22 protein-coding genes are annotated in these 26,213 nt (G+C 68.0%); 16 read left to right on the top strand and 6 right to left on the bottom strand.

Annotated features, from left to right (window positions below):
• The gene (gene hemG / locus LDO22_RS06940) at nucleotides 1-1,449 is read left to right on the top strand and encodes a protoporphyrinogen oxidase (protein ID WP_224026560.1); all 1,449 of its coding nucleotides are present in this window, start codon (nucleotides 1-3) and stop codon (nucleotides 1,447-1,449) included.
• Nucleotides 1,450-1,585: 136 nt separating this feature from the next.
• On the opposite strand, the gene LDO22_RS06935 is transcribed toward hemG, so the two are convergent.
• Complete coding sequence (locus tag LDO22_RS06935) at nucleotides 1,586-1,831, bottom strand: hypothetical protein (RefSeq protein ID WP_224026559.1); 246 nt, start codon at nucleotides 1,829-1,831, stop codon at nucleotides 1,586-1,588.
• 71 nt (nucleotides 1,832-1,902) lie between these two features.
• Here LDO22_RS06935 and LDO22_RS06930 point away from each other — a divergent pair, with 71 nt between their 5' ends.
• The 9 genes from LDO22_RS06930 to hemL all read left to right on the top strand — a co-directional run bounded on the left by LDO22_RS06930 (nucleotide 1,903) and on the right by hemL (nucleotide 10,005).
• Nucleotides 1,903-2,127, top strand: coding sequence for a hypothetical protein (locus LDO22_RS06930; RefSeq protein ID WP_224026558.1), 225 nt, complete (start codon nucleotides 1,903-1,905; stop codon nucleotides 2,125-2,127).
• Between the two features lie 109 nt (nucleotides 2,128-2,236).
• On the top strand, nucleotides 2,237-2,590 hold the full coding sequence (locus tag LDO22_RS06925; RefSeq protein ID WP_159631511.1) for a hypothetical protein: 354 nt from the start codon (nucleotides 2,237-2,239) through the stop codon (nucleotides 2,588-2,590).
• Between the two features lie 111 nt (nucleotides 2,591-2,701).
• On the top strand, nucleotides 2,702-3,403 hold the full coding sequence (hemQ, locus tag LDO22_RS06920) for a hydrogen peroxide-dependent heme synthase (protein ID WP_141181959.1): 702 nt from the start codon (nucleotides 2,702-2,704) through the stop codon (nucleotides 3,401-3,403).
• Nucleotides 3,400-4,644, top strand: coding sequence for a ferrochelatase (locus tag LDO22_RS06915; protein ID WP_224026557.1), 1,245 nt, complete (start codon nucleotides 3,400-3,402; stop codon nucleotides 4,642-4,644). Before hemQ ends, LDO22_RS06915 begins: the two co-directional genes overlap by 4 nt.
• A complete protein-coding gene (gene hemC / locus LDO22_RS06910; RefSeq protein WP_224026556.1) occupies nucleotides 4,641-5,639 on the top strand; it encodes a hydroxymethylbilane synthase in 999 nt (332 codons plus the stop codon). Before LDO22_RS06915 ends, hemC begins: the two co-directional genes overlap by 4 nt.
• A gap of 7 nt (nucleotides 5,640-5,646) precedes the next feature.
• Nucleotides 5,647-6,528, top strand: coding sequence for a uroporphyrinogen-III synthase (locus LDO22_RS06905; RefSeq protein ID WP_224026555.1), 882 nt, complete (start codon nucleotides 5,647-5,649; stop codon nucleotides 6,526-6,528).
• A 57-nt stretch (nucleotides 6,529-6,585) separates the two neighbouring features.
• Nucleotides 6,586-7,569: a porphobilinogen synthase gene (gene hemB / locus LDO22_RS06900; protein WP_224026554.1), complete on the top strand. Its 984-nt coding sequence runs from the start codon at nucleotides 6,586-6,588 to the stop codon at nucleotides 7,567-7,569.
• Entirely contained in the window at nucleotides 7,566-8,639 is a 1,074-nt protein-coding gene (locus LDO22_RS06895; protein ID WP_224026553.1) for an LLM class flavin-dependent oxidoreductase, read from the top strand. Before hemB ends, LDO22_RS06895 begins: the two co-directional genes overlap by 4 nt.
• Nucleotides 8,640-8,673: 34 nt before the next feature.
• Complete coding sequence (hemL, locus tag LDO22_RS06890; RefSeq protein ID WP_224026552.1) at nucleotides 8,674-10,005, top strand: glutamate-1-semialdehyde 2,1-aminomutase; 1,332 nt, start codon at nucleotides 8,674-8,676, stop codon at nucleotides 10,003-10,005.
• Nucleotides 10,006-10,077: 72 nt separating this feature from the next.
• Here hemL and LDO22_RS06885 read toward each other — a convergent pair whose 3' ends face one another.
• The 4 genes from LDO22_RS06885 to LDO22_RS06870 form a co-directional block, all read right to left on the bottom strand.
• Nucleotides 10,078-10,815 carry an amino acid ABC transporter ATP-binding protein gene (locus tag LDO22_RS06885; protein ID WP_224026551.1) on the bottom strand — a complete coding sequence of 246 codons (738 nt, stop codon included), beginning with the start codon at nucleotides 10,813-10,815 and terminating at the stop codon, nucleotides 10,078-10,080.
• Nucleotides 10,812-11,576 carry an amino acid ABC transporter permease gene (locus LDO22_RS06880; protein ID WP_224026550.1) on the bottom strand — a complete coding sequence of 255 codons (765 nt, stop codon included), beginning with the start codon at nucleotides 11,574-11,576 and terminating at the stop codon, nucleotides 10,812-10,814. Before LDO22_RS06880 ends, LDO22_RS06885 begins: the two co-directional genes overlap by 4 nt.
• Nucleotides 11,577-11,588: 12 nt before the next feature.
• Entirely contained in the window at nucleotides 11,589-12,542 is a 954-nt protein-coding gene (locus LDO22_RS06875) for an ABC transporter substrate-binding protein (protein WP_159631520.1), read from the bottom strand.
• A gap of 327 nt (nucleotides 12,543-12,869) precedes the next feature.
• Nucleotides 12,870-13,580 carry a 3'-5' exonuclease gene (locus tag LDO22_RS06870; protein ID WP_159631521.1) on the bottom strand — a complete coding sequence of 237 codons (711 nt, stop codon included), beginning with the start codon at nucleotides 13,578-13,580 and terminating at the stop codon, nucleotides 12,870-12,872.
• A 63-nt stretch (nucleotides 13,581-13,643) separates the two neighbouring features.
• Between LDO22_RS06870 and LDO22_RS06865 the strand changes: the two genes are divergently transcribed.
• The 3 genes from LDO22_RS06865 to LDO22_RS06855 all read left to right on the top strand — a co-directional run bounded on the left by LDO22_RS06865 (nucleotide 13,644) and on the right by LDO22_RS06855 (nucleotide 20,868).
• Nucleotides 13,644-14,060: an MGMT family protein gene (locus LDO22_RS06865; protein WP_159631522.1), complete on the top strand. Its 417-nt coding sequence runs from the start codon at nucleotides 13,644-13,646 to the stop codon at nucleotides 14,058-14,060.
• Nucleotides 14,061-14,137: 77 nt separating this feature from the next.
• The gene (locus tag LDO22_RS06860) at nucleotides 14,138-17,368 is read left to right on the top strand and encodes an ATP-dependent DNA helicase (RefSeq protein WP_224027183.1); all 3,231 of its coding nucleotides are present in this window, start codon (nucleotides 14,138-14,140) and stop codon (nucleotides 17,366-17,368) included.
• Complete coding sequence (locus LDO22_RS06855; RefSeq protein WP_224026549.1) at nucleotides 17,365-20,868, top strand: UvrD-helicase domain-containing protein; 3,504 nt, start codon at nucleotides 17,365-17,367, stop codon at nucleotides 20,866-20,868. The genes LDO22_RS06860 and LDO22_RS06855 overlap by 4 nt, the downstream gene beginning before the upstream one ends.
• A 43-nt stretch (nucleotides 20,869-20,911) precedes the next feature.
• On the opposite strand, the gene LDO22_RS06850 is transcribed toward LDO22_RS06855, so the two are convergent.
• The gene (locus tag LDO22_RS06850; RefSeq protein WP_224026548.1) at nucleotides 20,912-22,183 is read right to left on the bottom strand and encodes a phosphotransferase; all 1,272 of its coding nucleotides are present in this window, start codon (nucleotides 22,181-22,183) and stop codon (nucleotides 20,912-20,914) included.
• A 142-nt stretch (nucleotides 22,184-22,325) separates the two neighbouring features.
• On the opposite strand from LDO22_RS06850, the gene nudC reads away from it, so the two are divergent.
• Genes nudC through LDO22_RS06835 form a run of 3 tightly spaced genes read left to right on the top strand, consistent with a single transcriptional unit; the run spans nucleotide 22,326 to nucleotide 26,195 of the window.
• Nucleotides 22,326-23,348 (top strand): NAD(+) diphosphatase, encoded by a 1,023-nt coding sequence (gene nudC / locus LDO22_RS06845; protein ID WP_224026547.1) that lies wholly within the window; start codon nucleotides 22,326-22,328, stop codon nucleotides 23,346-23,348.
• 55 nt (nucleotides 23,349-23,403) lie between these two features.
• Nucleotides 23,404-25,539 carry an ATP-dependent DNA helicase UvrD2 gene (locus tag LDO22_RS06840; RefSeq protein ID WP_159631526.1) on the top strand — a complete coding sequence of 712 codons (2,136 nt, stop codon included), beginning with the start codon at nucleotides 23,404-23,406 and terminating at the stop codon, nucleotides 25,537-25,539.
• A 44-nt stretch (nucleotides 25,540-25,583) separates the two neighbouring features.
• Nucleotides 25,584-26,195, top strand: a complete 612-nt coding sequence (locus LDO22_RS06835; RefSeq protein ID WP_224027182.1) for a M48 family metallopeptidase — start codon at nucleotides 25,584-25,586, stop codon at nucleotides 26,193-26,195.
• Nucleotides 26,196-26,213 lie beyond the last annotated feature (18 nt).

The following is a 26,213-nucleotide window of genomic DNA, read 5'->3' as shown; positions in this document are numbered from 1 at the left end:
GTGGGCAGCTCCCCGGCGAAACCTGGCCAGGCGCTCGTGGTGGGCGGCGGGATCTCCGGGCTGCTCTCCGCCCGGGAACTCGCAGCAGCCGGTTATGAGGTGACCGTCCTGGAAGCCGGGACGGCGTGGGGCGGCTGTGTTGGCAGCCATACGGTCGCGGGGCTCACCCTGGACAGCGGCGCTGAGTCCTTCGCCACCAGGTCCGACGCCGTAGCCCGGCTCTGCACGGACCTTGGGCTCGGCAGAAAGATCGTTCCCCCGCGGCCCGGGGGTGCCTGGGTGCAGCTTCCGGACGGGCCCCGCGAGCTGCCCCGGACCGGAGTCCTGGGCATCCCTGCCAACCCCTGGGACCCTGAGGTCCGCCGTACCCTGGGCGTGCTCGGCTCGCTGCGTGCCTCCCTGGACCGGCTGCTGCCCGCATCCATAGGGGCCGGCGCCGGCGTCACCAGCGTCTCCGCGCTGGTCCGGACCCGCATGGGCTCGCGCGTGCTGGAACGCCTCGTCTCGCCCGTGGTGGGCGGTGTCCACTCCGCCGATCCCGGCCTGCTCGACGTCGACATGGTGGCTCCGGGCCTGCGTGCAGGCCTGCGGAGGCATGGTTCCCTCGCTGCCGCAGTTTCGGCACAGCGGCGCGGCGCCGGGACAACCGGCCAAGCCGGGACGCCCCAACCGGCAAAGGCCGGGTCCGCCGTCGCAGGCCTCGAAGGCGGCATGCACACCCTGGTGGACGCCCTGGTGGCGGAGCTCGAACGACGCGGCGTGACCCTGTTGTTGGGCACTGCCGCCACGGCGGTTTCCCGCACCCCGGAAGGCTGGCGCGTCGACGCCGCCGGGGCGGCCTTCCATGCCGCGCTGCTTGTCATGGCCGTGGAGGGCCCTGCCGCCGTCGACCTGCTCGAACATGCCGTACCTGCAATCTCGGGAAAGAAACCTGCCTCCGGGCCGGACGTCAAGCTGGTCACGCTGGTCCTGGACAAACCGGACCTGGACCGGCGGCCGCGTGGAACGGGAATCCTGGTAGCCCCGCAAACGCCCGGCATCGAAGCAAAAGCGTTGACGCACGCCACGGGGAAATGGGATTGGCTGACCGCCGCTGCCGGCCCCGGGCGCCATGTGGTGCGCCTTTCCTACGGCCGGGTGGACGGCGCTTCGGCCCAGGCCACCGGCCCCCAAACCGATGATGAGCTGTTCGCGGACGCCCTGCGCGACGCATCTGCCCTGCTGGGCGTCCGGATCACCGGCGGGGACGTGCGGGGCTGGGACGTGATCCGGTGGCGCGGAGCCCTGCCGTTCGCCGCCGTCGGGCACCGCGCACGGGCGGCGGACATCCGGCGGTCCTGCAGCGCTGCGGGCGGCCTGGCCGTCGTGGGCGGATGGGTTGCCGGGAACGGGTTGGCCGCTGTGGTGGCGGACACACGTGAGCAAATCGGCCAACTGACTGCGGGCTGAGCGTCGGTGCTGGTCAGCGCCCCGAAGCCGGTCCGCGGCTCCGGCGTGGCGGGCGGCCGGGCCTCCTTGCCGGTTTCCAATCGGCCAGCCGTTCTGGTTAGGGTCGATGACTATGGTTCAACACAGGTCCGAGCTTTCACTTTCCCGGACCGGTATCCATGGGGGACTCCGGCGCGGCACCGCAGCAGCGGCCGTCGGAGCGGTACTGGTTCTTTCCACCGGCGTCCAGGCGTCCTTGGCTGACGACGCGGTCCCCCCTCCGCAGGATCCGGCGGCACAAGGATCCGTCGCCGCAACCGCCGCGGCGTTCGGACTGTCCACGGCGGCCCGTCAAGGCGCTCCGGGAGCGCAGGAAGCCACGGGGAACCCTGGATCCGGTCATGAGGGGGACGGCCGGCAGGGAGCCGGCGAACCCACGGCGGGATCCCCGGCCACGAGCGCCCCGCGCACGCCATGGTCAATTCTTCCGGTGCCGGGTTCCCTGCTTCCGGCGGTCAGCGGTTCCCCGTCCGCGGCGGCCACGTCGACAAGCGCGCCCAGTCCGACGTCCTCGGGAACGCCACTGGCACCTGGCCCGCGGACCACAGCCGCCGCCACTCCGACCAGCTCTCCGGCCACGGACCGGCCAGAGTCTCCCACGGCATCCGGGCCCTCCACTGCGTCAGCGCCGGCCGCTGACCCAGCAACCGGCACGTCCACGGCGGCCGGGGCACCGGCCCGTTCAGCCGTTCCTTCGGCCGCCGGAACGGCCGGGGCCGCATCCGGAGCGCCAGCCGGAGGGGCTGCTTTGGCCCCGGGAACCCAGGCAGCAGTGCCGGGCTCCGGCGTGGCGGGCAGTCCTTTCGTTGCCGGCGCCACCGTAGCGGACGGCAGTGCATTCGGCGCGCCGGCCCAGACGCCGGCCGGCAGCCCGGATGCCGCATATGCGTCCGCTCTGCCGACGTCGCTGTCCATCAATGCGCGCCAGTCCCAGCCCACCCGCGCGCCGCAGGCCGCCGGCGCCCCGGCCGGACCGGGACAGGCAGTTTCCTCCACCGGCCCACTGCCTGGCGTGCCCGATGCCATGGTGTGGCTGGGTGCGGGCCTGGTCGGCGTGGGAGCGGCTGCCGGGCTGGTGTTCCTGCGGATGCGCCGCCTCTAAGGGGGCGCACCTGGTGGCCTGCTGGATGAGGGAATGTGACTTTGCTCACTTCTACGAGCTGTAGAACTTTTCGGTTTCGTCTTGGGGCGGGGAAGGGGCAAACTTGTAACCATGAGCCACACTTCTGCCGAATCTGTCACTAAAACCGAAGAATCAGCCGAGCAGTTCTTTACCCTCTGGACGGTATTCAAGAGGTCGGAGTCAGTGGTCCGCAGCGCTGACGCCGCCGCCGACTTCGAAGCGCTGCTGGAGCGGCTCGCCGCTGCCGGCGTCACCCACCGGGGCAGCTACGACGTCTCGGCCATGCGCGCCGACGCCGACGTCATGGTGTGGCTCCACGGACCCAAACCGGAAGCGCTGCAGCAGGCCATCCGGGACATCCGCCGCAGCACCCTCTTCGCCGGCACCGAGATCGTCTGGTCCGCGATGGGTGTCCACCGCGAGGCAGAGTTCGCCAAGAACCACACCCCGGCATACTCCCGCGGTGTCGCTCCGGCGGAGTGGCTCTGTGTCTACCCGTTCGTGCGCTCCTACGAGTGGTACATCCTGCCCGAGGCCGAGCGCGGCAAAATGCTCCGCGACCACGGCCTCCTGGGCCGCGACTTCCCCCAGGTCATCTCCAACACCGTTTCCTCCTTCGCCCTGGGCGACTGGGAATGGATCCTGGGCCTGGAAGCCCCCGAACTCGTTGACCTTGTGGACCTCATGCGCCACCTCCGCGCTACCGAGGCACGCAACCACGTGCGGGAGGAAGTCCCGTTCTACACCGGTCGACGTATCTCCGCCGACGAGGTTGCCGAGGTCCTGGCATGAGCCCGGAACAGCAGGCCGCCACCGCCGTCAACCCGGTGACCGAGGCCGGACGCATGGCCCCCAAGAACTACGACGCCGTCCTGCTGGCCTCCTTCGGTGGCCCGGAAGGCCAGGATGACGTCATCCCGTTCCTCCGCAACGTCACCCGCGGCCGGGGGATCCCGGACGAGCGGCTTGAGGAAGTCTCACACCACTACCGCGCCAACGGCGGCGTCAGCCCCATCAACCAGCAGAACCGCGAGCTGAAGGCAGCGCTGGAAGCCGAGCTGGCTGCCCGCGGCATCGAGTTGCCCGTGCTGTGGGGCAACCGCAACTGGGCCCCGTACATCCCGCAGACCCTGCAGGAAGCGTACGACGCCGGGCACCGACGGGTGCTGATGCTCACCACAAGTGCCTACTCCTGCTACTCCAGCTGCCGCCAGTACCGCGAGGACATCGGCATGGCGCTGACGGAGACCGGCCTGGACGGCAAGCTCGAAGTGGACAAGGTCCGCCAGTACTTCGACCACCCCGGTTTCGTGGAGCCGTTCGTGGAGGGCACCGCCACCGGCCTGGCTGACGTGCGGGCAAAGCTCGCCGAAGCCGGCACGCCGGACGCCCCTGTCCACATTCTGTTCGCCACCCACTCCATCCCCACCCGGGACGCCGAAGCAGCGGGCCGCTCCGAGGGGGAGCCCCGCGTGTTCGAGGAAGGCTCCGCCTACGTGGCCCAGCACCTCGCCAATGCCGCCGCCGTCATCGAGCGGGTCGAGAAGGAATCCGGGCTGACCGCACCGTGGTCCCTGGTCTACCAGTCCCGTTCCGGTGCCCCGCACGTGCCGTGGCTGGAACCGGACATCAATGACGCCATCGAGGAACTGGCCGGCCAGGGCGTCAAGGGCATCGTCATCGTTCCGCTCGGTTTCGTCAGCGACCACATGGAAGTTGTCTGGGACCTGGACACCGAAGCAATGGAAACCTGCGGCAACCTGGGCCTGGCCGCCACGCGCGTCCCCACGCCCGGTACGCACCGGAAGTTCGTGGACGGCCTGGTGGACCTGATCTGCGAGCGGACGGTGGCCAACAACATCAGTGACCGCCCCGCCCTGACGGATCTTGGTCCCTGGTACGACGTCTGCCGGCCGGGATGCTGCGCCAACTTCCGCGGCGAAAAGCCCACCATTGCAGGGGCTGACACCACCGTGGGCACCGGCCATGACCCGTACCCGTCCGGCGGTGCCGCGGAAACGGCCCAGCTGTGACGGTCCGGATCGGAACACGCGCCAGCAAGCTGGCGCTCACCCAAACCCAGCAGACCGCGGACCAGTTGGCCGCCGTCGGCGGTTTCCCGGTGGAACTGGTGCACGTCCGCACGGACGGGGACGTCCTCACGGGCTCGCTCTCCCAGATGGGCGGCACAGGCGTCTTTGTTGCCGCCCTGCGTGACGCGCTCCTGCGCAATGAGTGCGATGTTGCCGTCCACTCGCTCAAGGACCTGCCGACAGGGGCAGCAGTAGGGCTCAGCCTTGCCGCCACCCCGCGCCGGGTGGACGTCCGCGACGTCCTGTGCGCCCGCGACGGACTCAAGCTGGCAGACCTGCCGGCCGGCGCCCGCATTGGCACCGGTTCGCCACGGCGTGCGGCCCAGTTGCGCGCCGCCCGCGCGGACCTGGACATCGTGGACATCCGCGGCAACGTCGATACCCGGTTGGGCCGCGTCCCCGGGCTGCCCGGCAACTCCACCGGCCAGGTGGTCCCCGGAAAGTCCTGTGACCTGGACGCCGTGGTGCTCGCAGCCGCCGGCCTGGAGCGGATCGGCCGCCTGGACGCCGTCACCGAATACCTGGAAACCGACGTGATGCTGCCCGCCGCGGGACAGGGATCACTGGCCATCGAGTGCCGGACAGCGGACGCCCCGGCAAAGTCCGGCGCGGCTGACGGCTCCCGTGACGTCCTGGCCCAGGCCCTGGCGGCGCTGGACGACCCCGACACCCGCCTTGCCGTCACGGCCGAGCGGGCCGTGCTGGCCCGGCTCGAAGCAGGCTGCGCAGCTCCGGTGGGCGCCTACGCCTACCGCAAAGGCAGCATGCTGCACCTCGAAGCCGTGGTGTGCGCCGTTGACGGCACCGCCACCGTGCGGGACAAGCGCGCCACGGACGGGCTGACGGAGGTGGGAGCCACCTTGCTGGGCATCGAACTGGCGGAGGTCCTCCTTGCTGCCGGAGCCGCCGACATCGCAGACCTGCAGGCGTCCTGACCTGGCAATGACGCAGCCTTCCAGTGACTCCGGATCCGCCACGCCGCATGGAAGCATGCCGCTTGGCGGGGTCCGGGTCCTGGTCACCCGCAGCCCGGAGCGCTCGGGCGCCCTGGTGGAGGCCCTGAAAGGGGCCGGTGCCCTGCCGGTGCTGCTCCCGCTTATCGATTTCGAAAGGGCGCCGGACCAGCACGCGCTGGACGTCGCCTGCGACGCCCTTGCAGCGGGCGCCTTCGACTGGCTGGTGGTCAGCAGTGCCACAACAGTGCACGTCCTGATGGAAAAAGCCGCCGAACGTGGCCTGCGCCTGGACCACCTGGTACCTGCCGCCACGCGGATCGCCGCCATCGGTCCGGCAACTCACCGGCTGCTGGAAGCGGGTGGACTGGACGTAGCGCTCACGCCGGCCGGCGAGCAGTCAGCTGCCGGCCTGCTCGCCGTCTGGTCCGGGAGGGGCAGGATCCTGCTGCAGCAGGCGGACATCGCGGCCGGCACCCTGGCGGCGGGCCTGGAAGCCGCCGGCGGCGACGTCACCGCTGTGACTGCCTACCGCACCGTCGACTACCCGGCGGCAGCGGAGCGCCGTCTCGCCGTCCGGGCGGAAGCGGCCGACGCCGGCCCGCAGCCGCCGTCGTACTCCCTCCTGACGCCGGAAGCTGCCGCCACGGACATCGCCGAAGGGCGCATTGCCGCCGTGATCGCCGCCTCGCCGAGCGCGGTGCGGCGGATCGCCGCCCTTGGTCCGCTCGCCGGCTGCCGGCTGGTGGCAATTGGCCGTTCGACGGCGGACCAGGCCACAGCCCTGGGCCTTGAGGTCGCCGAGGTGGCGGCAGAGCCCACACCGGACGGGCTGGTGGCAGCCGTCGCGAAGGCCCTCAACCCGCCCTGACCGGGCCGGCACGTTTTCCCTCCACAAAGCTTCACAACCATGCGAAGGACAGGACCCATGACTTTCCCCACCCAACGCCCCCGCCGCCTGCGCACCACCCCTGCCATGCGCCGGCTGACCGCCGAAACACGCCTCGCCCCGGCCGAGCTCATCCTTCCTGCCTTCATCAGGGAGGGACTCACCGAGCCCAACCCCATCACGTCCATGCCGGGCGTGGTCCAGCACACCACCGACACCCTGAAACGGGCCGCCGCCGAAGCGGTTGAGCTCGGCCTGGGCGGCATCATGCTCTTCGGAATTCCCGAAACCCGCGACGCCGAGGGCACCGCGTCCCTGGATCCGGAGGGCGTGCTGAACAAGGCAATCCGGGACGTCCGCGCGGAGGTGGGCGATGACCTGGTGATCATGAGTGACGTTTGCCTGGACGAATTCACCGACCACGGGCACTGCGGAGTGCTCGACGCTGACGGCTACGTGGACAACGACCGCACCGTGGAGATCTACGCCAGGATGGCCGTGGCCCAGGCAGAGGCCGGCGCGCACATGCTGGGCCCCTCCGGCATGATGGACGGCCAGATTGCCGCCATCCGCTCGGCACTGGACGACGCAGGGCACGTCACCACGTCCGTTATCGCGTATGCCGCGAAGTACGCCTCCGCGTTCTACGGACCTTTCCGCGAGGCCGTGGACTCCCAGCTCACGGGCGACCGGCGGACCTACCAGATGGACGCCGGAAACCGCACCGAGGCCCTGCATGAGGTGGAACTGGACCTGGCCGAGGGAGCAGACATCATCATGGTCAAGCCGGCCATGAGCTACCTGGACATCGTGGCAGACGTTGCCGCCATGAGCCCGGTACCGGTGTCCGCGTACCAGATCTCCGGCGAATACGCGATGATCGAGGCGGCCGCCGCCAACGGTTGGATCGACCGCCGCGCCGCCATCACCGAGTCCGTACTGGGCATCCGGCGGGCCGGCGCCCACACGGTCCTCACCTACTGGGCCGCCGAACTGGCCGGCTGGCTGAAGGAAACCCAGTGACCGGTCCTTCCACCGCGCCTACCGCACCCGTGGGGGAGGACCGCATCCTCCTTGGGCTGAACACCTTCGGTGACATCGGCGCGAACCCGGACGGCAGCCCGCAGCCCCATGCCCAGGTCCTGCGCCAACTGCTGGAGCAGGCGGAACTGGCGGACGCCGTCGGACTCCATGCCTTTGGCGTGGGGGAGCACCACCGCAAGGACTACGCCGTCTCCGCGCCGGAAGTCTTCCTGGCCGCCGCCGCGGCGCGCACGTCCCGCATCCGGCTCGGATCGGCCGTGACGGTCCTCAGCTCGGACGATCCCATCAGGGTGTTCCAGCGCTTTGCCACCGTGGACGCCATCTCCAACGGCCGGGCCGAAGTGATGCTCGGGCGCGGATCGTTCATTGAGTCCTTCCCGCTGTTCGGGCTGGACCTGGCGGACTACGAGGTCCTGTTCGAGGAAAAACTCGAACTGTTCGACAAGGTCCGGGCGCAAAAACCCGTGCACTGGGAAGGCCGCACTCGTCCCGCCCTGCACGGGCTGAGCGTTTACCCGCCCCTGGAGCACCACCTGCTGCCCACCTGGATCGGCGTGGGCGGCACCCCCGAATCCGTGCTGCGGTGCGCCCAGTACGGTTACCCGATCATCTTCGCGATCATCGGCGGCCAGCCGCGGGGCTTCCGGCCCCTGGCCGACCTCTACCGCGAGGCGATGGGGAAATATGGACATCCCATGCAGCAGATGGCCACGCACTCGCCGGGCCATGTTGCCGACACGGATGAGCAGGCCCGGGAAGAGCTCTATCCCCACTGGCTGGCACTCCGGAACAGGCTCGGGGCCGAGCGCGGGTGGGGTCCGGCCGGACGCGGAGAGTTCGATGCCCTCTGTTCCGCAGAAGGGGCCCTCTACGTCGGATCACCGGAAACGGTGGCCCAAAAAATCGTCCGGCTGAAGCGGAACCTGGGTGTTGACCGCTTCGACCTGAAATACAGCAATGGTCCGCTGCCGCACAGCGCCATGATGCGCTCCATCGAACTGATGGGCACGGCGGTGGCGCCCCGGGTGGCGGAACTGCTCGCCGGCTGACTGAGCTTCCCGGCTAACTGAGAGAATAGAAACCATGACTTCCAGCAATCCTCGCAACGAGGCACTCTTCGACCGCGCCCGCCGGCTGATGCCCGGCGGCGTCAACTCGCCGGTGCGGGCCTTTGGCTCCGTCGGCGGGACCCCGCGTTTCATGGTCTCCGCGAAGGGACCGTACCTGACAGATGCCGACGGCAAGGAATACGTGGACCTGGTCTGCTCCTGGGGCCCGGCCTTGCTGGGCCACGCCCACCCGGCCGTGCTGGAGGCGGTCCACGCCGCCGTCGACCGGGGGCTCTCCTTTGGCGCGTCCACCCCGGACGAGGCCAACCTGGCAGCTATCGTCCAGGAGCGCGTTCCCGCCGTCGAACGCCTCCGGATGGTGTCCACCGGCACCGAGGCCACCATGACCGCCGTCCGGCTGGCCCGCGGATTCACCGGCCGCAACCTGATCATCAAGTTCGCCGGCTGCTACCACGGCCACCTGGACGGACTCCTGGCTGCCGCGGGCTCCGGCCTGGCAACCCTCGCCCTGCCCGGCTCCGCCGGTGTCACCGAAGCAACCGCCGCGGAAACGCTGGTGCTGCCGTATAACGACCTCACCGCCGTCAAGGAAGCCTTCGCCGTGCACGGGCCGAACATCGCTGCCGTGATCACCGAGGCCGCGCCGGCGAACATGGGCGTAGTCACCCCTGCCGAGGGATTCAACCTTGGGTTGTCGCAGATCACCCGGGAGCACGGCGCGCTCCTCATCGTCGATGAAGTCCTGACCGGGTTCCGCACCGGTTACTCGGGCTACTGGGGCCTCACCGGCGGTGCGCCGGATGCGGAAAACCCATGGACCCCTGACCTGCTCACCTTTGGCAAGGTCATCGGCGGTGGAATGCCGACGGCGGCCCTCGGCGGCCGTGCCGACGTCATGGACTACCTCGCGCCCACCGGCCCCGTGTACCAGGCCGGTACGCTGTCCGGGAACCCGGTGGCGATGGCGGCCGGCGTTGCCACCCTGACCCACGCCACCCGCGATGTCTACTCCTTCATCGACGTCCGTTCCCTGGAGCTCTCCTCCGCCGTCTCCAACGCGCTGGACTCCGCAGGGGTGGACCACTCGATCCAGTTCGCGGGAAACCTGTTCTCGGTGGCCTTTGGAACCTCCTCCAACGGGGTCCACAACTACGCCGATGCACAGGCGCAGGAGGCGTTCCGCTACGCGCCGTTCTTCCACTCCATGCTGGAGTCCGGGGTCTACCTGCCGCCGTCGGTCTTCGAGGCGTGGTTCCTCTCCGCCGCCCACGACGACGCCGCCATGAACCGGATCTACGACGCACTGCCTGCCGCGGCAAAGGCGGCCGCAGCCGCCCAGGGCTAGCCCCGCCGTCGTCCCCTAAGAAAAATCCCCGGCTGCAGGCTGCAGCCGGGGATTTTCTTTGCGTGCGGGGCGTTAGAGGACGTCCGACAGGAAGCCCTTGAGCCGGTTTGTCCTTGGCTCGGTGAAGAGCTGCTCAGGCGGCCCGGACTCCACCACGACCCCGGCATCCATGAACGTCACGGCGTCGGAGACGTTGCGGGAGAAGCCCATTTCGTGGGTCACCACCACCATGGTCATGCCGCCCTTGGCGAGGTCCGTCATCAAGGCCAGGACACCCTTGACCAGCTCGGGGTCCAGGGCAGAAGTGGCCTCGTCGAAGAACATCACCTCGGGCTTCATGGCCAGTGCACGGGCGATTGCCACGCGCTGCTGCTGGCCGCCGGAAAGGTTGGCGGGGCGGGACTCGGCCTTGTGCTTCAGGCCCACCAGGTCCAGCTGTTCCAGCGCCTCGCTGCGCGCCTCCTCCTTCGAGAGCTTGCGCAGCTTGCGCAGGGCCAGCGAGACGTTTTCCTCCACCGTCTTGTGGGGGAACAGGTTGAACTGCTGGAACACCATGCCGATCCGGCGGCGGAGCTCGTCGGGATTGTCCTTCAGGACCGAGCGGCCGTCCAGCAGGATGTCCCCCTGGTCGGGTTCGATCAGCCGGTTCATGACCCGCAGCAGGGTGGACTTACCGGATCCCGACGGGCCGATGACAGACGCCGTGGTGCCCTGGGGCACATGCAGGTCGATGCCCCGCAGCACGTGGTTGCTGCCGAAGGAAAGGTGGATGTTCTTGGCGCTCAGCGTTCCTGATGCGAACTCGCTCATGCCTGGGCTCCCTTTCCAACGACGGCTGCGGCGTCGTCCGGTTCTTTCTTTTCGGGCCGGCCGCTGCGCAACCGGGCGTCGATGTAGTTGACGAAGTGGGTCAACGGGATGGTGAGTACCAGGTAGAAGACGGCGGCCGCCACGTAGGGCGAAAGGTTGCCGGTCGTGGCTGCCGCGTCCTTGCCGATCTGGAAGATTTCCCGCTCACTGGCCAACAGGCCGAGGAGGAAGACCAGGGATGACTCCTTGATCAGCGCAATGAACTGGTTGACCAGGGCAGGAAGCACCCGGCGGATGCCCTGGGGAACCACTACCAGGCGCATGGATGCACCGTAGCCGAACCCCAGGGCGCGGGATGCCTCCAGCTGCCCTTTGTCAACGCTCTGGATGCCGGAGCGGAAGATCTCCCCGATGTAGGCGCCGGACATCAGGGACAGTGCTGCGACCGCCATCGGATACGGGCTCGTCGAACCCGTAAATTCACGGACGATCGGACCGAATCCGAATCCGATGACCAGGATGGTCAGGACAGGCGGAAGGCCGCGGAGGATGTCGGTGTAGACCCGTGCGACCCAGCGCGCTGCTGCGTTCCGGGAGATCCCCATCAGGGCGAGCAGCATCCCGAGGGCTGTCCCGATGATGCCGGAGATGATGGCGAGCACGAGGGTGTTCGGCAAACCGACGGCGAACATCTTGGGGATGACTTCGCCCATCGCCTTCCAGTCAAGGAAAGTGTCAGCGAGTTGCTTGAGGATATCCATGGAACGCCCTGGTTACTTGGCGGCCGGGATCTGGACGGCCTTGCTGCCCGGCTTCCAGCCCTGCGGGGTCTGCTCAGCAACGGTCGGGCGGTCCTTGTACCATTCGGACGTCAGCTTGGTCCAGGTCCCATCGGCGATGACTGCGTCCAGGCCGGAGTTGAGGGCGTCGATCAGGGGCTGGTTGTCCTTGTTCACTGCGTACGCGGTGAAGTTCTGGGTGTTCACAACCTTTTCGGCGATCTTGGTGTTGTCGCCGTCCTTGACCTGGCCGGTCGCCTGCTGGGATGGGGCCACCCAGGCGTCGATCTGGCCGTTCTTCACGTTGCCGTAAACGGTGTTGTAGTCCGGGAAGCGGACAGGCTCCAGCTTGAGGGTGTTGGTGACGTAGTCATCCTGAACAGTGCCCTGGACGACGCCGATGCGGACGCCTTCCTTGAGGTCGGCAAAGCCGTTGACCTTGGAGCCGTTCTTGGTGACGACAGCCATGTAGCCGAAGTCGTAACCGTTGGTGAAGCCAACGGTCTTCCGGCGGGCGTCGGTGGTGGAGATCGAGGAGGACCCGACGTCGAACTGCTTGTTGGCCACCTGGGAAAGCAGGGCGGAGAAATCGGTGGAGGCGAATTCAACCTTCAGGCCCAGCTTGTCACCGATGGCGCGCAGCAGTTCGTTGTCGTAGCCGGTGAACTTGCCGGAGGGATCGATGAAGATGTTGGGCGGGGCGTCCGAGAGGGTTCCTACACGCAGGGTGCCTTCGGTGATGAGGCCGAGCTTGGACTTGTCGATCTTGTCGATCGGGGTGACGCTGGCGGTGGTGTACTTGTCCAGCGTCTGCTGGTCGCTGCCGGCGAGGGCATCGGTGGGGGTGCCGCTGGGCTGGGAAGACCCGCCACCGCAGGCTGCAAGGGAAACCGCGAGGGCCACTGCAACAGGAGCGGTAGTGAGCCATTTCATCGCTTTGATTTTCATCAGGTTGTCACTTTCATATGAGGCATAAGTCGACCGGGCCGCAAGGCAGCGCTGTGGCGCCTGGCACCTGCCCGGCGCTGGTCCAGCTGTCCGCGGCAGGGGTGACCGCAAAACTTTATTGTCTCACCTGGGCGAATACCGGAGGTTAGGCGAACAAAGGGAAGTCCATCCGCTGTAAGGCCGAATATCATTCCGCCCCACGGCTAATAGTGCCCGCAGTTGCAGCGCTATTACGCTTTTGGGGCGAACGATGCCCTTGCTTCAAGCCCGCACTTTATTAAGCGGCGTGACTGTGACATGCCTCCCACTGAAGAAGCACGGGCGCAACTAGAAGCCACCTGCCGTAGCATCCTGCGGCGGCAGCACGGGCCAGTCTCCCTCGATCACGGCGGCCGGTTTCGTCTTCCGGAGGTACTCCTGGAAGTCCGATGCCTGGCTGACCGCCCAGTCCACCTGAAGCTGGTGCAGCTGGCTGGCCGGCATCATCAGCTTGGGGAACTTGCCCGCCATGGCATCCAGCACCCTGAGGGTGGCCAGGGCGTCCGCCGCGGAGGTATGCGCATTGTCCAGGACCACCCCGTACTCCTCACACAGCGCGGTGAGTGTCCGCTTCCCCTTGCGGTAGCGGTCAACCTGCTTGTTCATGATGTAGGGATCCAGGACGGGGAACCGGCTCAGCTGCGGAATCCCGTACCGGGCCGACTCGGCGGCGAGGACCGTGAAATCATAGCTTGCGTTGAAGGCGATCACCGGGGTGCCGGAATCAAACAGTTCCTGCAGGACTGTGGCCACCTCACGCGTGACCTCGTGGGCAGGGCGGCCCTCACGCCTGGCCTGTTCGGTGGTGATGCCGTGGACGTCACTGGCCTCCACGGGGATCTCCACCCCCGGATCGGCCAGCCACTCATGCTCCTTGATGACCTCACCCTGGTGGTCCACTACGGTGATTGATGCCGTGACGATTCTTGCCGCCCGCGAGTTGCGGCCGGTGGTTTCCAGATCGAAGGCTGCGCGGGGGAGGGTGTTCCAGGAACTCATGCTTCAACGCTAAGGGGACCCACCGACAATTCCGGGGAACGCCACTGCGGCTAGATTGGATCAATGCGGAATGAGTACGTCCAGGCGGTCCTGGCCGTCGTGGGCCTGGTACCGCCTGGGGCGGCCGTATCCTATGGGGACGTTGCCGAGCTCCTGGGTGCGGGCGGCCCGCGCCAGGTCGGTTCCGTCATGAGCCATCACGGTGGCGCCGTCCCTTGGTGGCGCGTCCTGAAGGCCAGCGGCCACGCACCCCCCGGGCACGAGGCCGAGGCCCTGCTGCTTTACCTTGAAGAAGGCACTCCGCTGGTTGGCGACTACAGTTCCTACCTCCGCACGGGGGAGGGGCGGTGGCGGGTGGATTTGGGCGCGGCACGCTGGGCACCAACAGACAGTGATTTTGACAGTATCGACGCAGTTGCCGAGGAACTGGAGCGTCGGCTCCACAGGTTGTCGGTGCCTGATGATGGAATGATTTTGTGACCGTAACGATTCCTTTGACCGGACCCTGGGACCCGCACCGGCAGGAGCCGGAAGCAGGCAGGGAGCCGGCTTTCCCCATGCCCGGAAGCCCGGACGGCGGCAGTGCCCTCCGGTTGCTGCCGCCCCGCCGGGTGCACGCCGAGTCACTCCTGCTGACACCCGACCAGCAGGCAGCGGTTGACGTCACCCAAGGCTCCGGACCGGTCCTGGTTCCGGGTGCACCAGGCACGGGAAAGACCACCGTCCTCGTCGAGGCCGCGGTTCAGCGGGTCTTCCGCGACGGCGTGGATCCGGAACGCACGCTGATCCTTGCGCCCACCCGGCTTGCTGCCGACTTCCTGCGGGACCGTTTCACTGCCCGGCTGGACAGGAGCCTCAGCACCACTCCTGCCAGGACATGGGCCTCGTACGCATTCGACCTGATCCGCCGCGCCAAGGCTGAAGGCGTTATACCGTTGTCCAGGCCGCCGCGCCTGTTGTCGGGCCCCGAACAGGACCTCATCATCAAGGAACTCCTTGAGGGCCACAGGCTGCCCGGCCTGGAACTGCCGTGGCCGTCCGATCTTGATGGCGCCCTGGAAACCAGGGGGTTCCGCCAGGAGGTGCGGCAACTCTTTGACCGCATCATTGAATCGGGCCGCACAGCTGAAGACCTTGCGCAACTGGCGGACGCCTGTGGCCGGCCGGACTGGAAGGCGGCGGCGCGCCTCTACGCCGAGTACCGGGACGTCCTTGACCTGCGGATGCCCGAAGCCTTTGACCCCGCCGGCATCATCACGGCCGCCCGGCAGATCTTCCAGGACGCGCCGGAATTCCTTGCCGCGGAACGTGCCAGGCTGCAGGTTGTCCTGGTGGACGATATCCAGGAAGCAAACCCGGCCATCTTCGAGTTGCTGGCGGATATCGCCGCCGGTAAAGACTGCTACGTGACGTCGTCCCCGGACACTGTGGTCCAGGGGTTCCGGGGCGCCCGGCCGGACTTGGTGGCTGAACTGCCCCGGCTGTTGTCAGCACAATCGGCTGTCCTCGAGCGTCCGCTGTGGCATGCCCACGGTCTGGCGCCTGCAGTGGCAGAGGCGTGGTTGAACGTCGCAGGCCGAATCTCGCAGCGGGCAGGCGGCCAACTGGCCCGCCGCCTCAGCCGGCCCGGAGATGCCGGCGAACCCGGCAGCGTCGAGGCCCACCTTGTCCCTACTCCGGTGCATGAGCTGCGGTACGTTGCGCAGCGGATTTTGGACCAGCACATCAACCACAACCGTGATCTTGCGGACATGGCAGTGATCGTGCGCAACGGCGGCCAGGTCAGCGAGTTGCAGCGCTATTTGTCCGGGCAGGGCATTCCCGTACGGGTGCCCGTGGCTGAATCCGCGGTGCGCGATGAGGTAGCCGTACGTCCGCTCCTCGATGCGTTCGCCATTGCGCTGGATCCGGAGCTTTTGACGCCCGAAGCCGCGGTGTCCCTCCTCACCTCCCGCATCGGCGGCGCTACCTCCATTGAGCTGCGCAGGCTCCGGCAATCGTTGCGGCGCGAGGAACTCCTGGGCGGCGGGGGCCGCGCCAGTGATGCGCTGCTGGTCCAGGCCCTGCTTGAGTCGGGGGCGCTGGGCGCATTGGGGATCGAAGGGCGCGCAGCACGGCGCACCGCGCGGATGATCCGTGCGGGGCGGGAAGCAGCCGGACTCCCGGGGGCCAACGCCGAGTCGGTACTGTGGGCGCTCTGGGACTCAACAGGCCTGTCGTCGGCCTGGACAGCGACAGCTTTGTCGGGCGGACCGCATGGGGCGCGGGCTGACCGCGACCTTGATGCGATGATGGCGCTTTTCCACACCGCGGAACGCTACGTGGACCAGATGCCCGGCGCCGGGCCGGAACAGTTCCTGGAGTATCTCCTGAACCAGGAGCTCCCCATGGACACCCTCGCCGCCCGGGCCCAGCTCGATGACGCTGTGGAGTTGATGACGCCGGCCAGCGCGGCAGGGCGGGAGTGGCCCGTGGTGATCATTGCCGGGCTGCAGGAGGGGGTGTGGCCCAATACGAGGCTCCGCGGTGAACTGCTCGGCAGCACCCTGTACGCGGACGCCGTGGAACACGGCCCGCAATATGCCCTGCAGCGCGATCCCCTCAGCCGCCTGCGGGATATCCGCTATGACGAACTCCGCAGCTTCTCCACGGCGGTGTCCAGGGCACGCGAACTGCTGGTCTGCACGGCGGTTTCGTCGGAGGACCACCAACCGTCGTCGTTCCTGGATTTTGTTTCACCCCTGGGGCCGGAAGCCGGGGGCCGGGCTTTCACCCAGGTGGAACGGCCCATGACACTCCGCGCCCTGGTGGCGGAGCTCAGGCAGCATGCCCAGCTCGATGCCGCGGCGCCACAGGCGGCGGAAGCCGCCAGGGTCCTGGCGCAGCTCGCAGCGGCCGAACCAGCTGTGGCAGGAGCCCACCCTGGCAGCTGGTGGGGACTCGCCCCCCTGACCACATCCGAGGCTGTGGTCCCGCCCGGGGGAACTGTGTCCGTGTCCCCGTCGAAGGTGGAGACGGTGCAGAAGTCGCCGTTGGATTGGTTCGTCCAGGCAGCGGGAGGGGAGCCTGCCACGGACTTCGCCCGAAGCCTGGGCACCCTGGTGCATGCCATCGCGCAGGACATGCCGGACGCATCCGGATCCGAGTACGTTGCCGAACTCGTGCGCCGGTGGCCTGCGTTGGGCATGAAGGACAATTGGGAGGGCCGGCTGGACTTCCAGCGTGCCGAGTCCATGGTGCGGAAGCTGGCGCAGTATGTGCTGTCCATGAGGGACGAGGGCCGCAGCCTGCTGGGTGTTGAACAGGACTTCGAAGTGGCCCTCGGAGGGGTGGCGGTGGATGAAGCTCCGCCGCGGGACGCCGTGCTCCGCGGCCAGGTGGACCGGCTGGAGATCGATGGGGAAGGCCGGCTGGTAGTGGTGGACCTCAAGACCGGCAAGAGGCAGCCGGGCAAGGACGAACTGTCCCGCCATCCGCAGCTGGGCGCGTACCAGGCAGCAGTGCTCGCGGGCGGGTTTGACGCTTCCGGCGGTGGCCAGGGCCTGTCCGGCGGGGCCGTGCTGGCGCAGCTCGGGACCGGGGCAAAAAGTCCAGCGATCCAACAGCAGGAACCACTCGACCCACAGGAGAACTGGGCATTGGACATGGTCAAGGAGGCCGCAGCCGTCATGGGTGGACGTGAATTCATTGCCCGGCACGATCCTGCCAAGGGCAGCCACGGCGGTCATGGTTGCCGTCTTCCCGAGGTGTGCCCGCTGTGCGTGCGTGGACGGCAGGTGACCGAATGAGTGGGGCCTTGCCTGCTGTGGAAGCCACCCCGGCGGTGCGTTTCAGCCCCGAAGAACTGTCCTTGCTGCTCGGCGAGAAGAACACTCCCACGCCCGAGCAATCCGCCATCATCTCGTCGCCCTTGGCGCCCCGGCTGGTCATCGCGGGCGCCGGATCGGGCAAGACCGCCACCATGGCGGACCGGGTGGTATGGCTGGTGGCCAACGGATGGGTTACCCCTGAGGAAGTCCTGGGCGTGACCTTCACCCGCAAAGCTGCGGGTGAACTCGCCAGCCGGATCCGGTCAAAACTCCTGGCGCTGCAGCGCCTTGCCGCGAAGGACGACCACCGGGAGCTTTTCCCGGCGGGGCTGCTCAGCAGTGACGCCCTGGAGCCCAAAGTGTCCACCTACCACTCATTCGCCAGCGGCATCGTTTCCGACTACGGCCTGCGGCTCGGGGTGGAGCGGGACGTGGTTCTGTTGGGGGGTGCGCAGGCCTGGCAGCTGGCCAGCGAGGTGGTTGAAGCCTACGACGGCGAATACCAGCACTTCCGCGCCGCAAAGTCCACCCTGGTCAAGGCCGTCATACAGCTGGCTGGTGAATGCGCCGAACACCTTCAGGAACCCGAAGACGTGGAAGCGTGGCTGATGGCGCGTCTTTCGGAGTTTGAATCCCTGCCGTACCTGGCCGACAAGAAGAGGAACACACCAAAGGCGGCGCTGGACCTCGGCGGTATGCTGCGGACCCGGGCAAGCGTCGCCGACATGGTGGGCCGCTACGCCGCCGCCAAACGGGCCCGCGGGGCGCTCGACTTCGGCGACCTTGTGGCCCTCGCTGCCAAGGTGGCGCAGGATGTTCCTTTGGCGGCCCAGATGGAACGCCAAAGATACAAAGTGGTTCTGCTCGACGAATTCCAGGACACGTCGTATGCCCAGCTGGTGCTCTTTTCCCGCCTTTTTGGCGGCGGCCATGCCGTGACGGCGGTCGGCGACCCCAACCAGTCGATCTATGGTTTTCGCGGCGCTTCGGCGGGGCAGCTGTTCCACTTCGTTCGCGAGTTTCCCGTGCGCACCGGGGAAGCGGAGGACGGAACCGGCTGGGCGCCCGCGCCCACCTCCTTCCTGACCACTGCATGGCGGAACGGCCGGTCGATCCTCGCAGCTGCCAACGTCATGTCCCAATCCCTTGGCCGGACAGCTGCGCAGCATGGACCTGCCGGAAGCAGGCCGGCCGCTGCTGAAGTACCGCCGCTGCAACCGAGCCCGCACGCCGTGGACGGAACCGTGGTGCTGGGGCGCTTCGCCAGCGACGTAGAGGAAGCTGCTGCCCTGGCTGACGATGTCCTGCGGTACCGGGTGACGGACTTCGAGCTGAAGCCGGACGGTACACCGGAGCCCCCTGCGCTCGCCGTGCTGTGCCGCCGACGCGCGCAGATGGAGCCCGTCCGGCGCCAGTTCGAGGCCCGGGGCATCCCCTATGAAATCGTGGGCCTCGGCGGCCTCCTGGACACCCCGGAAATCGTGGACCTGGTGGCCACGCTGCGCGTCCTTGCAGACCCAGGCCGGTCTGATGCCCTCATGCGGCTTATCGCAGGTGCCCGGTGGCGGATAGGACCTGCCGACCTCATGGCCCTGCGCGACTGGTCCAGCCAGCTGGCACGCAGCCGGGGGAAGGCCGCGCAGGGGTTCGATGACGACGTCCAGGACAACGACGAAGCAGATGCCCCCATCCTCGAGGGTGACCTGACCGACGGAGCCAGCCTGGTGGAGGCCCTGGACTTCCTGCCCCGGGACGAATGGACCTCGTCCAATGGCCGCACCCTCAGCACGGAGGCGCGCAGCAGGCTGGCCAGGCTGTCAGCCGAGCTGCGGCAACTTCGTGGCTACCTCGGGGACGACCTCACCACGCTCCTGGGGGAGGTCGAAAGGGCCATGCTGCTGGACATCGAGGTGGCCGCCCGCCCCGGAATCAGCATCCACCAGGCCCGCCGCAACCTCGACGCCTTCCAGGATGCGGCGGCAGGGTTCCTCCGCACCTCCCAACGGGTGGACATCCTCGCTTTCCTGTCCTGGCTTGAGGCTGCGTCGGCGGAGGAAAACGGATTGGAGGCGCCGGCCAGCGACGTCAACCGGGAAGCCGTGCAGCTGCTGACGGTGCACGCTTCCAAGGGCCTGGAGTGGGATGTCGTGTTTGTCCCGGGGATGAACGCGGGCGCCTTTCCCAGCGACCGGGATTCACGCTGGAGCAGCGGCTCTGCTGCGCTGCCTTGGCCGCTGCGTGGGGACCGGGCAGACCTGCCGCAGTGGGACCTCGACCAGCCGGACCAGAAAGGCTGGCTGGATGCCGAGAAAGAGTACAAAGCCGGCGTGCAGGCCCACGGGGAGTCGGAGGAACGGCGGTTGGCTTACGTCGCCTACACCAGGGCCAAGCATGTCCTGTGGGTGTCCAGTGCCGCTTGGGTGGGATCGCGGGCCGGCCGCGCGGAAATGTCCCCGTTCCTCGCGGAACTGGAAGCCCTCACGCAACCGGCTGATGGCGGATCCCGGGTGCCGGCTGTGGTCCATCCGTTCTCGCTGGAAGAGGCAGCGTTGCCCCAACAGAGCCCGCTGACGCAGGAAACGGAAGAAGCCCGCTGGCCCTACGATCCCCTTGAAGGACCCGTCGACCTACGCACGGGTGAACGCCTGCGCCTGGCCGGCGGGCGCAGGACGGCCATGGAAACGGCGGCGCAGCAGGTGCTCGGACTACTGGCCGCCGGTTCCGCCCGGCCGCCTCGGACTGGGGGGACAGGGCAGGCGGGCAAGCCCGGAGAGGAAGGCCGTCCACTGCCAGGCCTCACGGGGGCCGCTGCAGGCTGGGCACGCGAAGCTGCGTTGCTGCTGGATCGCAGGGCAAGGAGGTCAGGTGGCCAGGACGTGCACCTGCCCACCCATATATCGGCTTCCACCCTTGTTGACCTTGGAGACGACCCCACGGCAGTGCTGGGCCGCCTGCGCCGCCCTGTGCCGCGCGAACCGGGCATGTCGGCGCGGAAGGGAACGGCGTTCCATGCCTGGGTGGAGGAGTATTTCGGAAAGGCCGGCATGCTGGACCTCGGCGAAGCACCGGGTTCGGACGACCACATCGATGCTGCCTACGACCTTAATGAGATGGTGGCCACCTTCAAGGCTTCCCCATGGGCTGACAGGTCACCGGCCTTCGTCGAGGTTCCCGTGGAAACCAGGGTGGGCGAAGTGGTGGTCCGCGGCCGGGTGGACGCAGTATTCCAGGACGCCGACGGGCGCTGGGACCTGGTGGACTGGAAGACCGGCCGGCGGCCGTCCGCACAGCAGCTGAAGACCCGGGCGGTGCAGCTGGCGGTCTACCGGCTGGCATGGGCGCGGCTCAAGGATGTTCCGCTGGAGGAAGTGCGGGCGGCATTCTTCTACGTTGCTGACAACGCGGTAGTGCGGCCGCACGACCTTGGGACGGCAGCCGACCTGGAAGGAATCGTTGCCGCTGCGATTACCCGGTCGTGAGGCTGGGCCCGCACCTGAGGGACGCCACGGCGGCCTGTCCGGATCAGCTCCGGTTCGCGTTGATGACCGAGATAGCTGCCGTGGACGTGTCGTCCGCCGCCTTGGTGTCACCGGCCCGCACCTCCGCGGCCTCAGCACCCGTGGGGGCAGGCTCCGCCGGGATGGGGGCCACGTGGACGGCGGGCTGTGCGTGAACTGCCGCCAGCGCCGGGACATCCGGCGTGGTGTCTGCTGCCGGTTCGGCGGGGACCGGGATGACCGTCACAGCGGGACTGACCGCGGAACTGCCATGCAAGGGGGCCGGGACGGCAGCGGACGTTCCGGCCGCCGCCGGTACGGCTGCTGCCGGTCCGGCGGGAGTGCCCTTCGCCGGCAGCGGCTCCACACTGATCGGCTGGCCGCCGAATTCGGCGATGTCGCTGGCAAGGCTCTCGAGCATTCCCTCGGCCTCGCTGACCATGTCCTGGTCGCCGGCCGCGAGGCCCTTGACCAGGTACTGCGCCAAGGCAAACTCGGCTGACAGGGCGGCCCTGCGCAGCAGGTGCTGGTCCGGCACGTCGCGGCGGCTGGACGTGTAGGACTTCAGTACGGCATCAATGAAGTCCTGTTCGTTGGAGGCCACCAGCCAGGCGAAATCGTCTGCGGGGTCGCCGATGCGCAGGTCCGTCCAGCCGGTTACCGCAGTCACCCGGCCGGACTCCACCAGCAGGTTGTCCTCGTGCAGGTCGCCGTGGACAACGCAGGGGTTGAACCTCCACAGGGATACGTCCTCCATGGCATGTTCCCAGCGGCGCAGCAGTGCGGCGGGGATCTTGCCCGTCGTTGCCGCCTGGTCCAGTTCGTTCAGCCTCCGTTGGCGGAACTCATTGGGCGTGTAGCTGGGGAGGTCGGCATTGCTGACCAGCGACCGGGGGAGGTCATGGACCGCGGCCAGCGCGGAACCGATTTCGCGGGCAAGCCCTGACGGTCCCGAGGTCAGCTCTTCAACGCTGCGCGTGCTCCCGGACAGGTGTGAGTAGACGAAGGTGGTCAGGCTTCCAAGCCGGACACTGCCGGCGACCGTTGGCATCAGGAACGGCAGTTCCGCCCGGACAGCGGGAGCGAAGGCGCGCAGCACCAGGAACTCCGTTTCCAGCCGTGCGCTGGCTTCGGCGTGCCGCGGCGACCGGACCCGCCAACGCTTGCCTTCGGAATCGAGGAGCAGGGCCGAGTCGAAGTCCGCGGGGTCGTCCGGCGCAGAGCTAACAGCTGTCGGGGTCAGTCCGGGGACTGCCGCGGTTGCAATCGCCGCCAGTTCAATCGGTTTTCTTCTCACCGTTCCACGGTAGATTGCGCGCCGTCCCAGACGGCGGTCTGGCCGCGGCGAGTCTCCAGATAGCTGGAATTAGGGGGCACCCCGGGGCCGATGGGGCCCGGCCGAAATGTGAAATGTCTGTAGCAGTCAGTACGGTGGAAGCATGAGCCACACGGAGTCCGCTGTAACCGTCCACCAGGCTGTACCGGCGCCGTTGCCGGCGAACCATCTGGTGGACACCCTGCTGCCGGTCAGGCCGGCACTGGTGGACCGCGGATCAGCCGCCCGCATCAGGGCCGGAATGATTGATGACCTGCTGGCCGGGCCGGACGCGGTGGCCGCAGTACTGTCAGGCCGGCAAGGCCTGGTGCGCGGCAGCAACCTGGTCCTGACCGGGGCCAGGGAACTCCTGGCACACCTCAAAGCGGCGGGATCAGCGCCGGAGCTCGTGGTGTACCTCGGATCCGCCCTGCCTGCTTCGGACGTTCCGGCGGGGACCGAGCTGCTGCTGTTCGTCCTGCCTGCACCTCCGGAACCCGGCACCGCCGGTATTCCCGCGGATGCGTCCTGGGCCGGCTTCCGGGACGTCGCAGCAGGCTTGACCGCCACCTCCACAGCCCTGTTCGTGGAAGCCAGCGCCATCGCCAACTGGCATGCGGCCCACACACACTGCCCCCGCTGCGGCACACCGACGGACGTTGAAGCCGGCGGCTGGGTACGCCGGTGCCCGGCCGACAATTCTGAGCACTATCCACGGACCGATCCCGCCATCATCGTCACGGTCGTCGGCCCGGACGGCCGTCTGCTCCTTGGCGGGGGTGGCCCCGTGGACGCCCGGAATTACTCCACCCTGGCCGGGTTTGTTGAGCCGGGGGAGTCTTTGGAGGAAGCTGTGGTCCGGGAGATCCAGGAAGAGGTCGGCGTCCGGGTCACTGCCTGCCAGTATCTCGGCTCGCAGTCATGGCCGTTCCCGGCCTCCCTTATGCTTGGATTTACCGCCGTCACCGAGGACGCCCAGGCAACGCCCGACGGCGTGGAGGTCACCAGGGCCCGCTGGTTCAGTCGCGAGGAACTCCAGGAAGCGGTGCTCAGTGGTGAGATCACCATTTCCAGCAGGCTCTCCATTGCCCGCTCCCTCATTGAGCACTGGTACGGCGGCCGGATACAGGACCGGACCGGCGACTAAGTTATTCCATCCACCAGACTCCAGCACGCGGTAGTCGAGAAACAAAGCAGCAGAAGTGACTACAGAAAATTTTGACGGAGCAGCCTCCCTTGAGGACCGGATCCTTGGGGGGCTGGACGCAGAACAGCGTGAGGTGGCCAGTACGCTGAACGGCCCGTTGTGCGTGCTGGCCGGCGCGGGAACCGGCAAGACCCGTGCCATCACCCACCGCATTGCCTATGGCGTCCACTCGGGCGTTTACAGCCCTCAGCGCCTGCTCGCCGTGACCTTCACTGCCCGGGCGGCGGCAGAAATGCGGAGCCGGCTGCGCGACCTCGGTGCCGGAAATGTGCAGGCCCGGACGTTCCACGCCGCGGCCTTGCGCCAGCTGCAGTTCTTTTGGCCGCAGGCCGTGGGCGGCACGCTGCCCAACCTGCTGGACCACAAGGCCCAGATGCTTGCCGAGGCCGCCCGCCGGCTCCGGCTCAGCACGGACCGGGCCTCCATCCGCGACCTTGCCTCTGAGATCGAGTGGGCCAAAGTGTCCATGCTTACCCCCGCCAATTACCTGGAAAACGCGCAGGGGAGGGGCGCTCCCGGCGGGTTCGACCTTACTGCGGTGGCCCGTGTTTTCCAGTCCTATGAGGACGTCAAGACGGACCGCAACGTGATCGACTTCGAGGACGTCCTGCTGATCACGGTGGGCATCCTGCAGGAGGACGAGAAGGTTGCTGCCACGGTCCGGGAACAGTACCGGCACTTCGTCGTGGACGAGTACCAGGACGTTTCCCCGCTGCAGCAGCGGCTCCTGGAGCTGTGGCTCGGCGGCCGTGACGAACTGTGCGTGGTGGGCGACGCCAGCCAGACCATCTACTCCTTCACCGGCGCATCGCCCAGGCACCTGCTGGACTTCAAGACCCGCTATCCGCAGGCCAATGTGGTCAAGCTCGTCCGGGACTACCGTTCCACCCCGCAGGTGGTGAAACTGGCCAATGACCTGCTGGCCGGCCGACGGAGTGGTGGCCCTGCCGCTGACGCCGCCTGGGCAGCTCCCCTTCAGCTTGTGGCGCAGCGCCCCGCCGGCCCGGCGCCCCAGTTCACCGAATGCTCGGATGACGAGGCCGAAGCCGCCACCGTGGCGCAGAAGATCAAGGCACTGCTCGACGCCGGGACTCCCGCCAGCGAGGTAGCCGTCCTTTTCCGCACCAACGGCCAGTCCGAAGCCTACGAACAGGCGCTCGCGGCGGCAGGAATCGGCTACCAGCTCCGGGGCGGCGAACGCTTCTTCGCCCGCAAGGAGGTCCGGGACGCCATCCTCCAGCTGCGCGCAGCCACCCGCGCCGTTTCCGAAACCGATACACCGGAACCCCTGGGCCAGCTGGTCCGGGACATCGTCTCGTCCCTCGGGTACACGGATTCTGCCCCGCACAGCGGGGGAGCCCTGCGTGAGCGGTGGGAGTCGCTCGCGGCGCTGGTGGCGCTCGCCGATGAACTCGTCCAAAACCGTGGTGCCGGGTTTGGCCTGGCCGATTTCGTCAACGAACTCCAGGAACGCTCCCTGGCCCAGCACGCGCCCACCGTCCAAGGCGTGACCCTCGCTTCCCTCCACGCAGCCAAGGGCCTGGAATGGGACGCGGTCTTCCTGGTGGGGCTCAGTGAGGGCCTGATGCCCATTTCCTTCGCGGATTCTCCCGAATCGGTGGATGAGGAACGCCGGCTGCTGTATGTCGGCATCACCCGGGCCCGTGAGCACCTGTCCCTCTCGTGGAGCACCGCCCGGACTCCCGGCGGCCGCGCCAACCGGAAGCCGTCCCGGTTCCTGGACGGGCTGCGGCCTGACTCGGTGGCAAGTTCAAGTGCCCGCGGAAAGGGAACCCCGCCCCGGCGGAAGGCTGCCGCGCCCGCTGTGTGCCGGGTCTGCGGGACCATGCTCGCCACCGGGGCCGAACGCAAGGTGGGCCGCTGCAACGCCTGTCCCCCCACGTACGAGGAACAGACCTTTGACGCCCTGCGAAACTGGCGCCGCGAGGTGGCCCAGTCGGCGGACGTCCCTGCGTTCGTCGTCTTCACCGATGCCACCCTCACCGCCATTGCCGAAGCCAGGCCGGCGTCCCTGGAGGAGCTCGCCGGCCTCGCGGGCGTCGGCCCGTCAAAGCTCGAAAAGTACGGTGAAGACGTCCTCCGGGTCCTGGTCGAAAGTTCCGTCCTGTGAGGCGGGGCAGCCCGGCAAGCAGCGGCACGCCGCAGGCAGCATCACTGACCACATCCCACGGTTCTCCGGTTGAGGTGCGGCGTTCTGCCAGGCGGACGCGGACGGTAGCCGCATTCTGGGAGGACGGAACGGCGGTGGTCGCCATTCCGGCGCGTTTCACTGCTGCCCAGGAACGGGAGTGGGTGCAGCGCATGCTGGCGAAGCTGCACAAGCAGGGGGAGCGGCGGGCTGCAGCCGGGCGGCGGCGCCCCGCCACCGATGATGCCCTTGCAGCCCACGCCGCACAGCTGTCGGCACAGTACCTCGGCGGCAGGCCGGCGCCCACGTCCGTCCGATGGGTCAGCAACCAGAACTCCCGGTGGGGCTCCGCCACGCCGGCCGACGGAACCATCCGGCTGTCGGACAAACTGCGGCCGATGCCCCAATGGGTCATCGACTACGTCCTGTTGCACGAACTGGCCCACCTCCTGGTGGCCTCACACAACGCCGCGTTCTGGAAGCTGCTGGAGGCGTATCCGGAAACCCAGCGGGCCAAAGCATTCCTGGAGGGCGTTTCGTTCGCGACGTCCCGGGGGCTGGAGGGGCTGGAGAAGGACGGCGCGGCCGGCAGCGGCGTCGCCGGCCAGCCCATGTCCGGAACACCGATCGGATGCTAAAAACCCCGGTTGGCCAGG

It is taken from the genome of Arthrobacter sp. NicSoilC5, from assembly GCF_019977395.1.
Taxonomy (GTDB): Bacteria; Actinomycetota; Actinomycetes; order Actinomycetales; family Micrococcaceae; genus Arthrobacter.
This window is presented reverse-complemented; position numbering and strand designations above follow the sequence as displayed.

What these genes read in the sequence shown, in the direction of transcription:
- nudC (WP_224026547.1), top strand. Translation starts at nt 22,326, where the DNA reads ATGAGCCACACGGAGTCCGCTGTAACCGTCCACCAGGCTGTACCGGCG.
- LDO22_RS06935 (WP_224026559.1), bottom strand. Translation starts at nt 1,831, where the DNA reads ATGACCGGATCCAGGGTTCCCCGTGGCTTCCTGCGCTCCCGGAGCGCC.
- LDO22_RS06860 (WP_224027183.1), top strand. Translation starts at nt 14,138, where the DNA reads ATGCCCGGAAGCCCGGACGGCGGCAGTGCCCTCCGGTTGCTGCCGCCC.
- LDO22_RS06875 (WP_159631520.1), bottom strand. Translation starts at nt 12,542, where the DNA reads ATGAAAATCAAAGCGATGAAATGGCTCACTACCGCTCCTGTTGCAGTG.
- LDO22_RS06885 (WP_224026551.1), bottom strand. Translation starts at nt 10,815, where the DNA reads ATGAGCGAGTTCGCATCAGGAACGCTGAGCGCCAAGAACATCCACCTT.
- LDO22_RS06855 (WP_224026549.1), top strand. Translation starts at nt 17,365, where the DNA reads ATGAGTGGGGCCTTGCCTGCTGTGGAAGCCACCCCGGCGGTGCGTTTC.
- LDO22_RS06870 (WP_159631521.1), bottom strand. Translation starts at nt 13,580, where the DNA reads ATGAGTTCCTGGAACACCCTCCCCCGCGCAGCCTTCGATCTGGAAACC.
- LDO22_RS06905 (WP_224026555.1), top strand. Translation starts at nt 5,647, where the DNA reads ATGACGCAGCCTTCCAGTGACTCCGGATCCGCCACGCCGCATGGAAGC.
- hemB (WP_224026554.1), top strand. Translation starts at nt 6,586, where the DNA reads ATGACTTTCCCCACCCAACGCCCCCGCCGCCTGCGCACCACCCCTGCC.
- hemQ (WP_141181959.1), top strand. Translation starts at nt 2,702, where the DNA reads ATGAGCCACACTTCTGCCGAATCTGTCACTAAAACCGAAGAATCAGCC.
- LDO22_RS06880 (WP_224026550.1), bottom strand. Translation starts at nt 11,576, where the DNA reads ATGGATATCCTCAAGCAACTCGCTGACACTTTCCTTGACTGGAAGGCG.
- LDO22_RS06930 (WP_224026558.1), top strand. Translation starts at nt 1,903, where the DNA reads ATGGTCAATTCTTCCGGTGCCGGGTTCCCTGCTTCCGGCGGTCAGCGG.
- hemL (WP_224026552.1), top strand. Translation starts at nt 8,674, where the DNA reads ATGACTTCCAGCAATCCTCGCAACGAGGCACTCTTCGACCGCGCCCGC.
- LDO22_RS06865 (WP_159631522.1), top strand. Translation starts at nt 13,644, where the DNA reads ATGCGGAATGAGTACGTCCAGGCGGTCCTGGCCGTCGTGGGCCTGGTA.
- LDO22_RS06915 (WP_224026557.1), top strand. Translation starts at nt 3,400, where the DNA reads ATGAGCCCGGAACAGCAGGCCGCCACCGCCGTCAACCCGGTGACCGAG.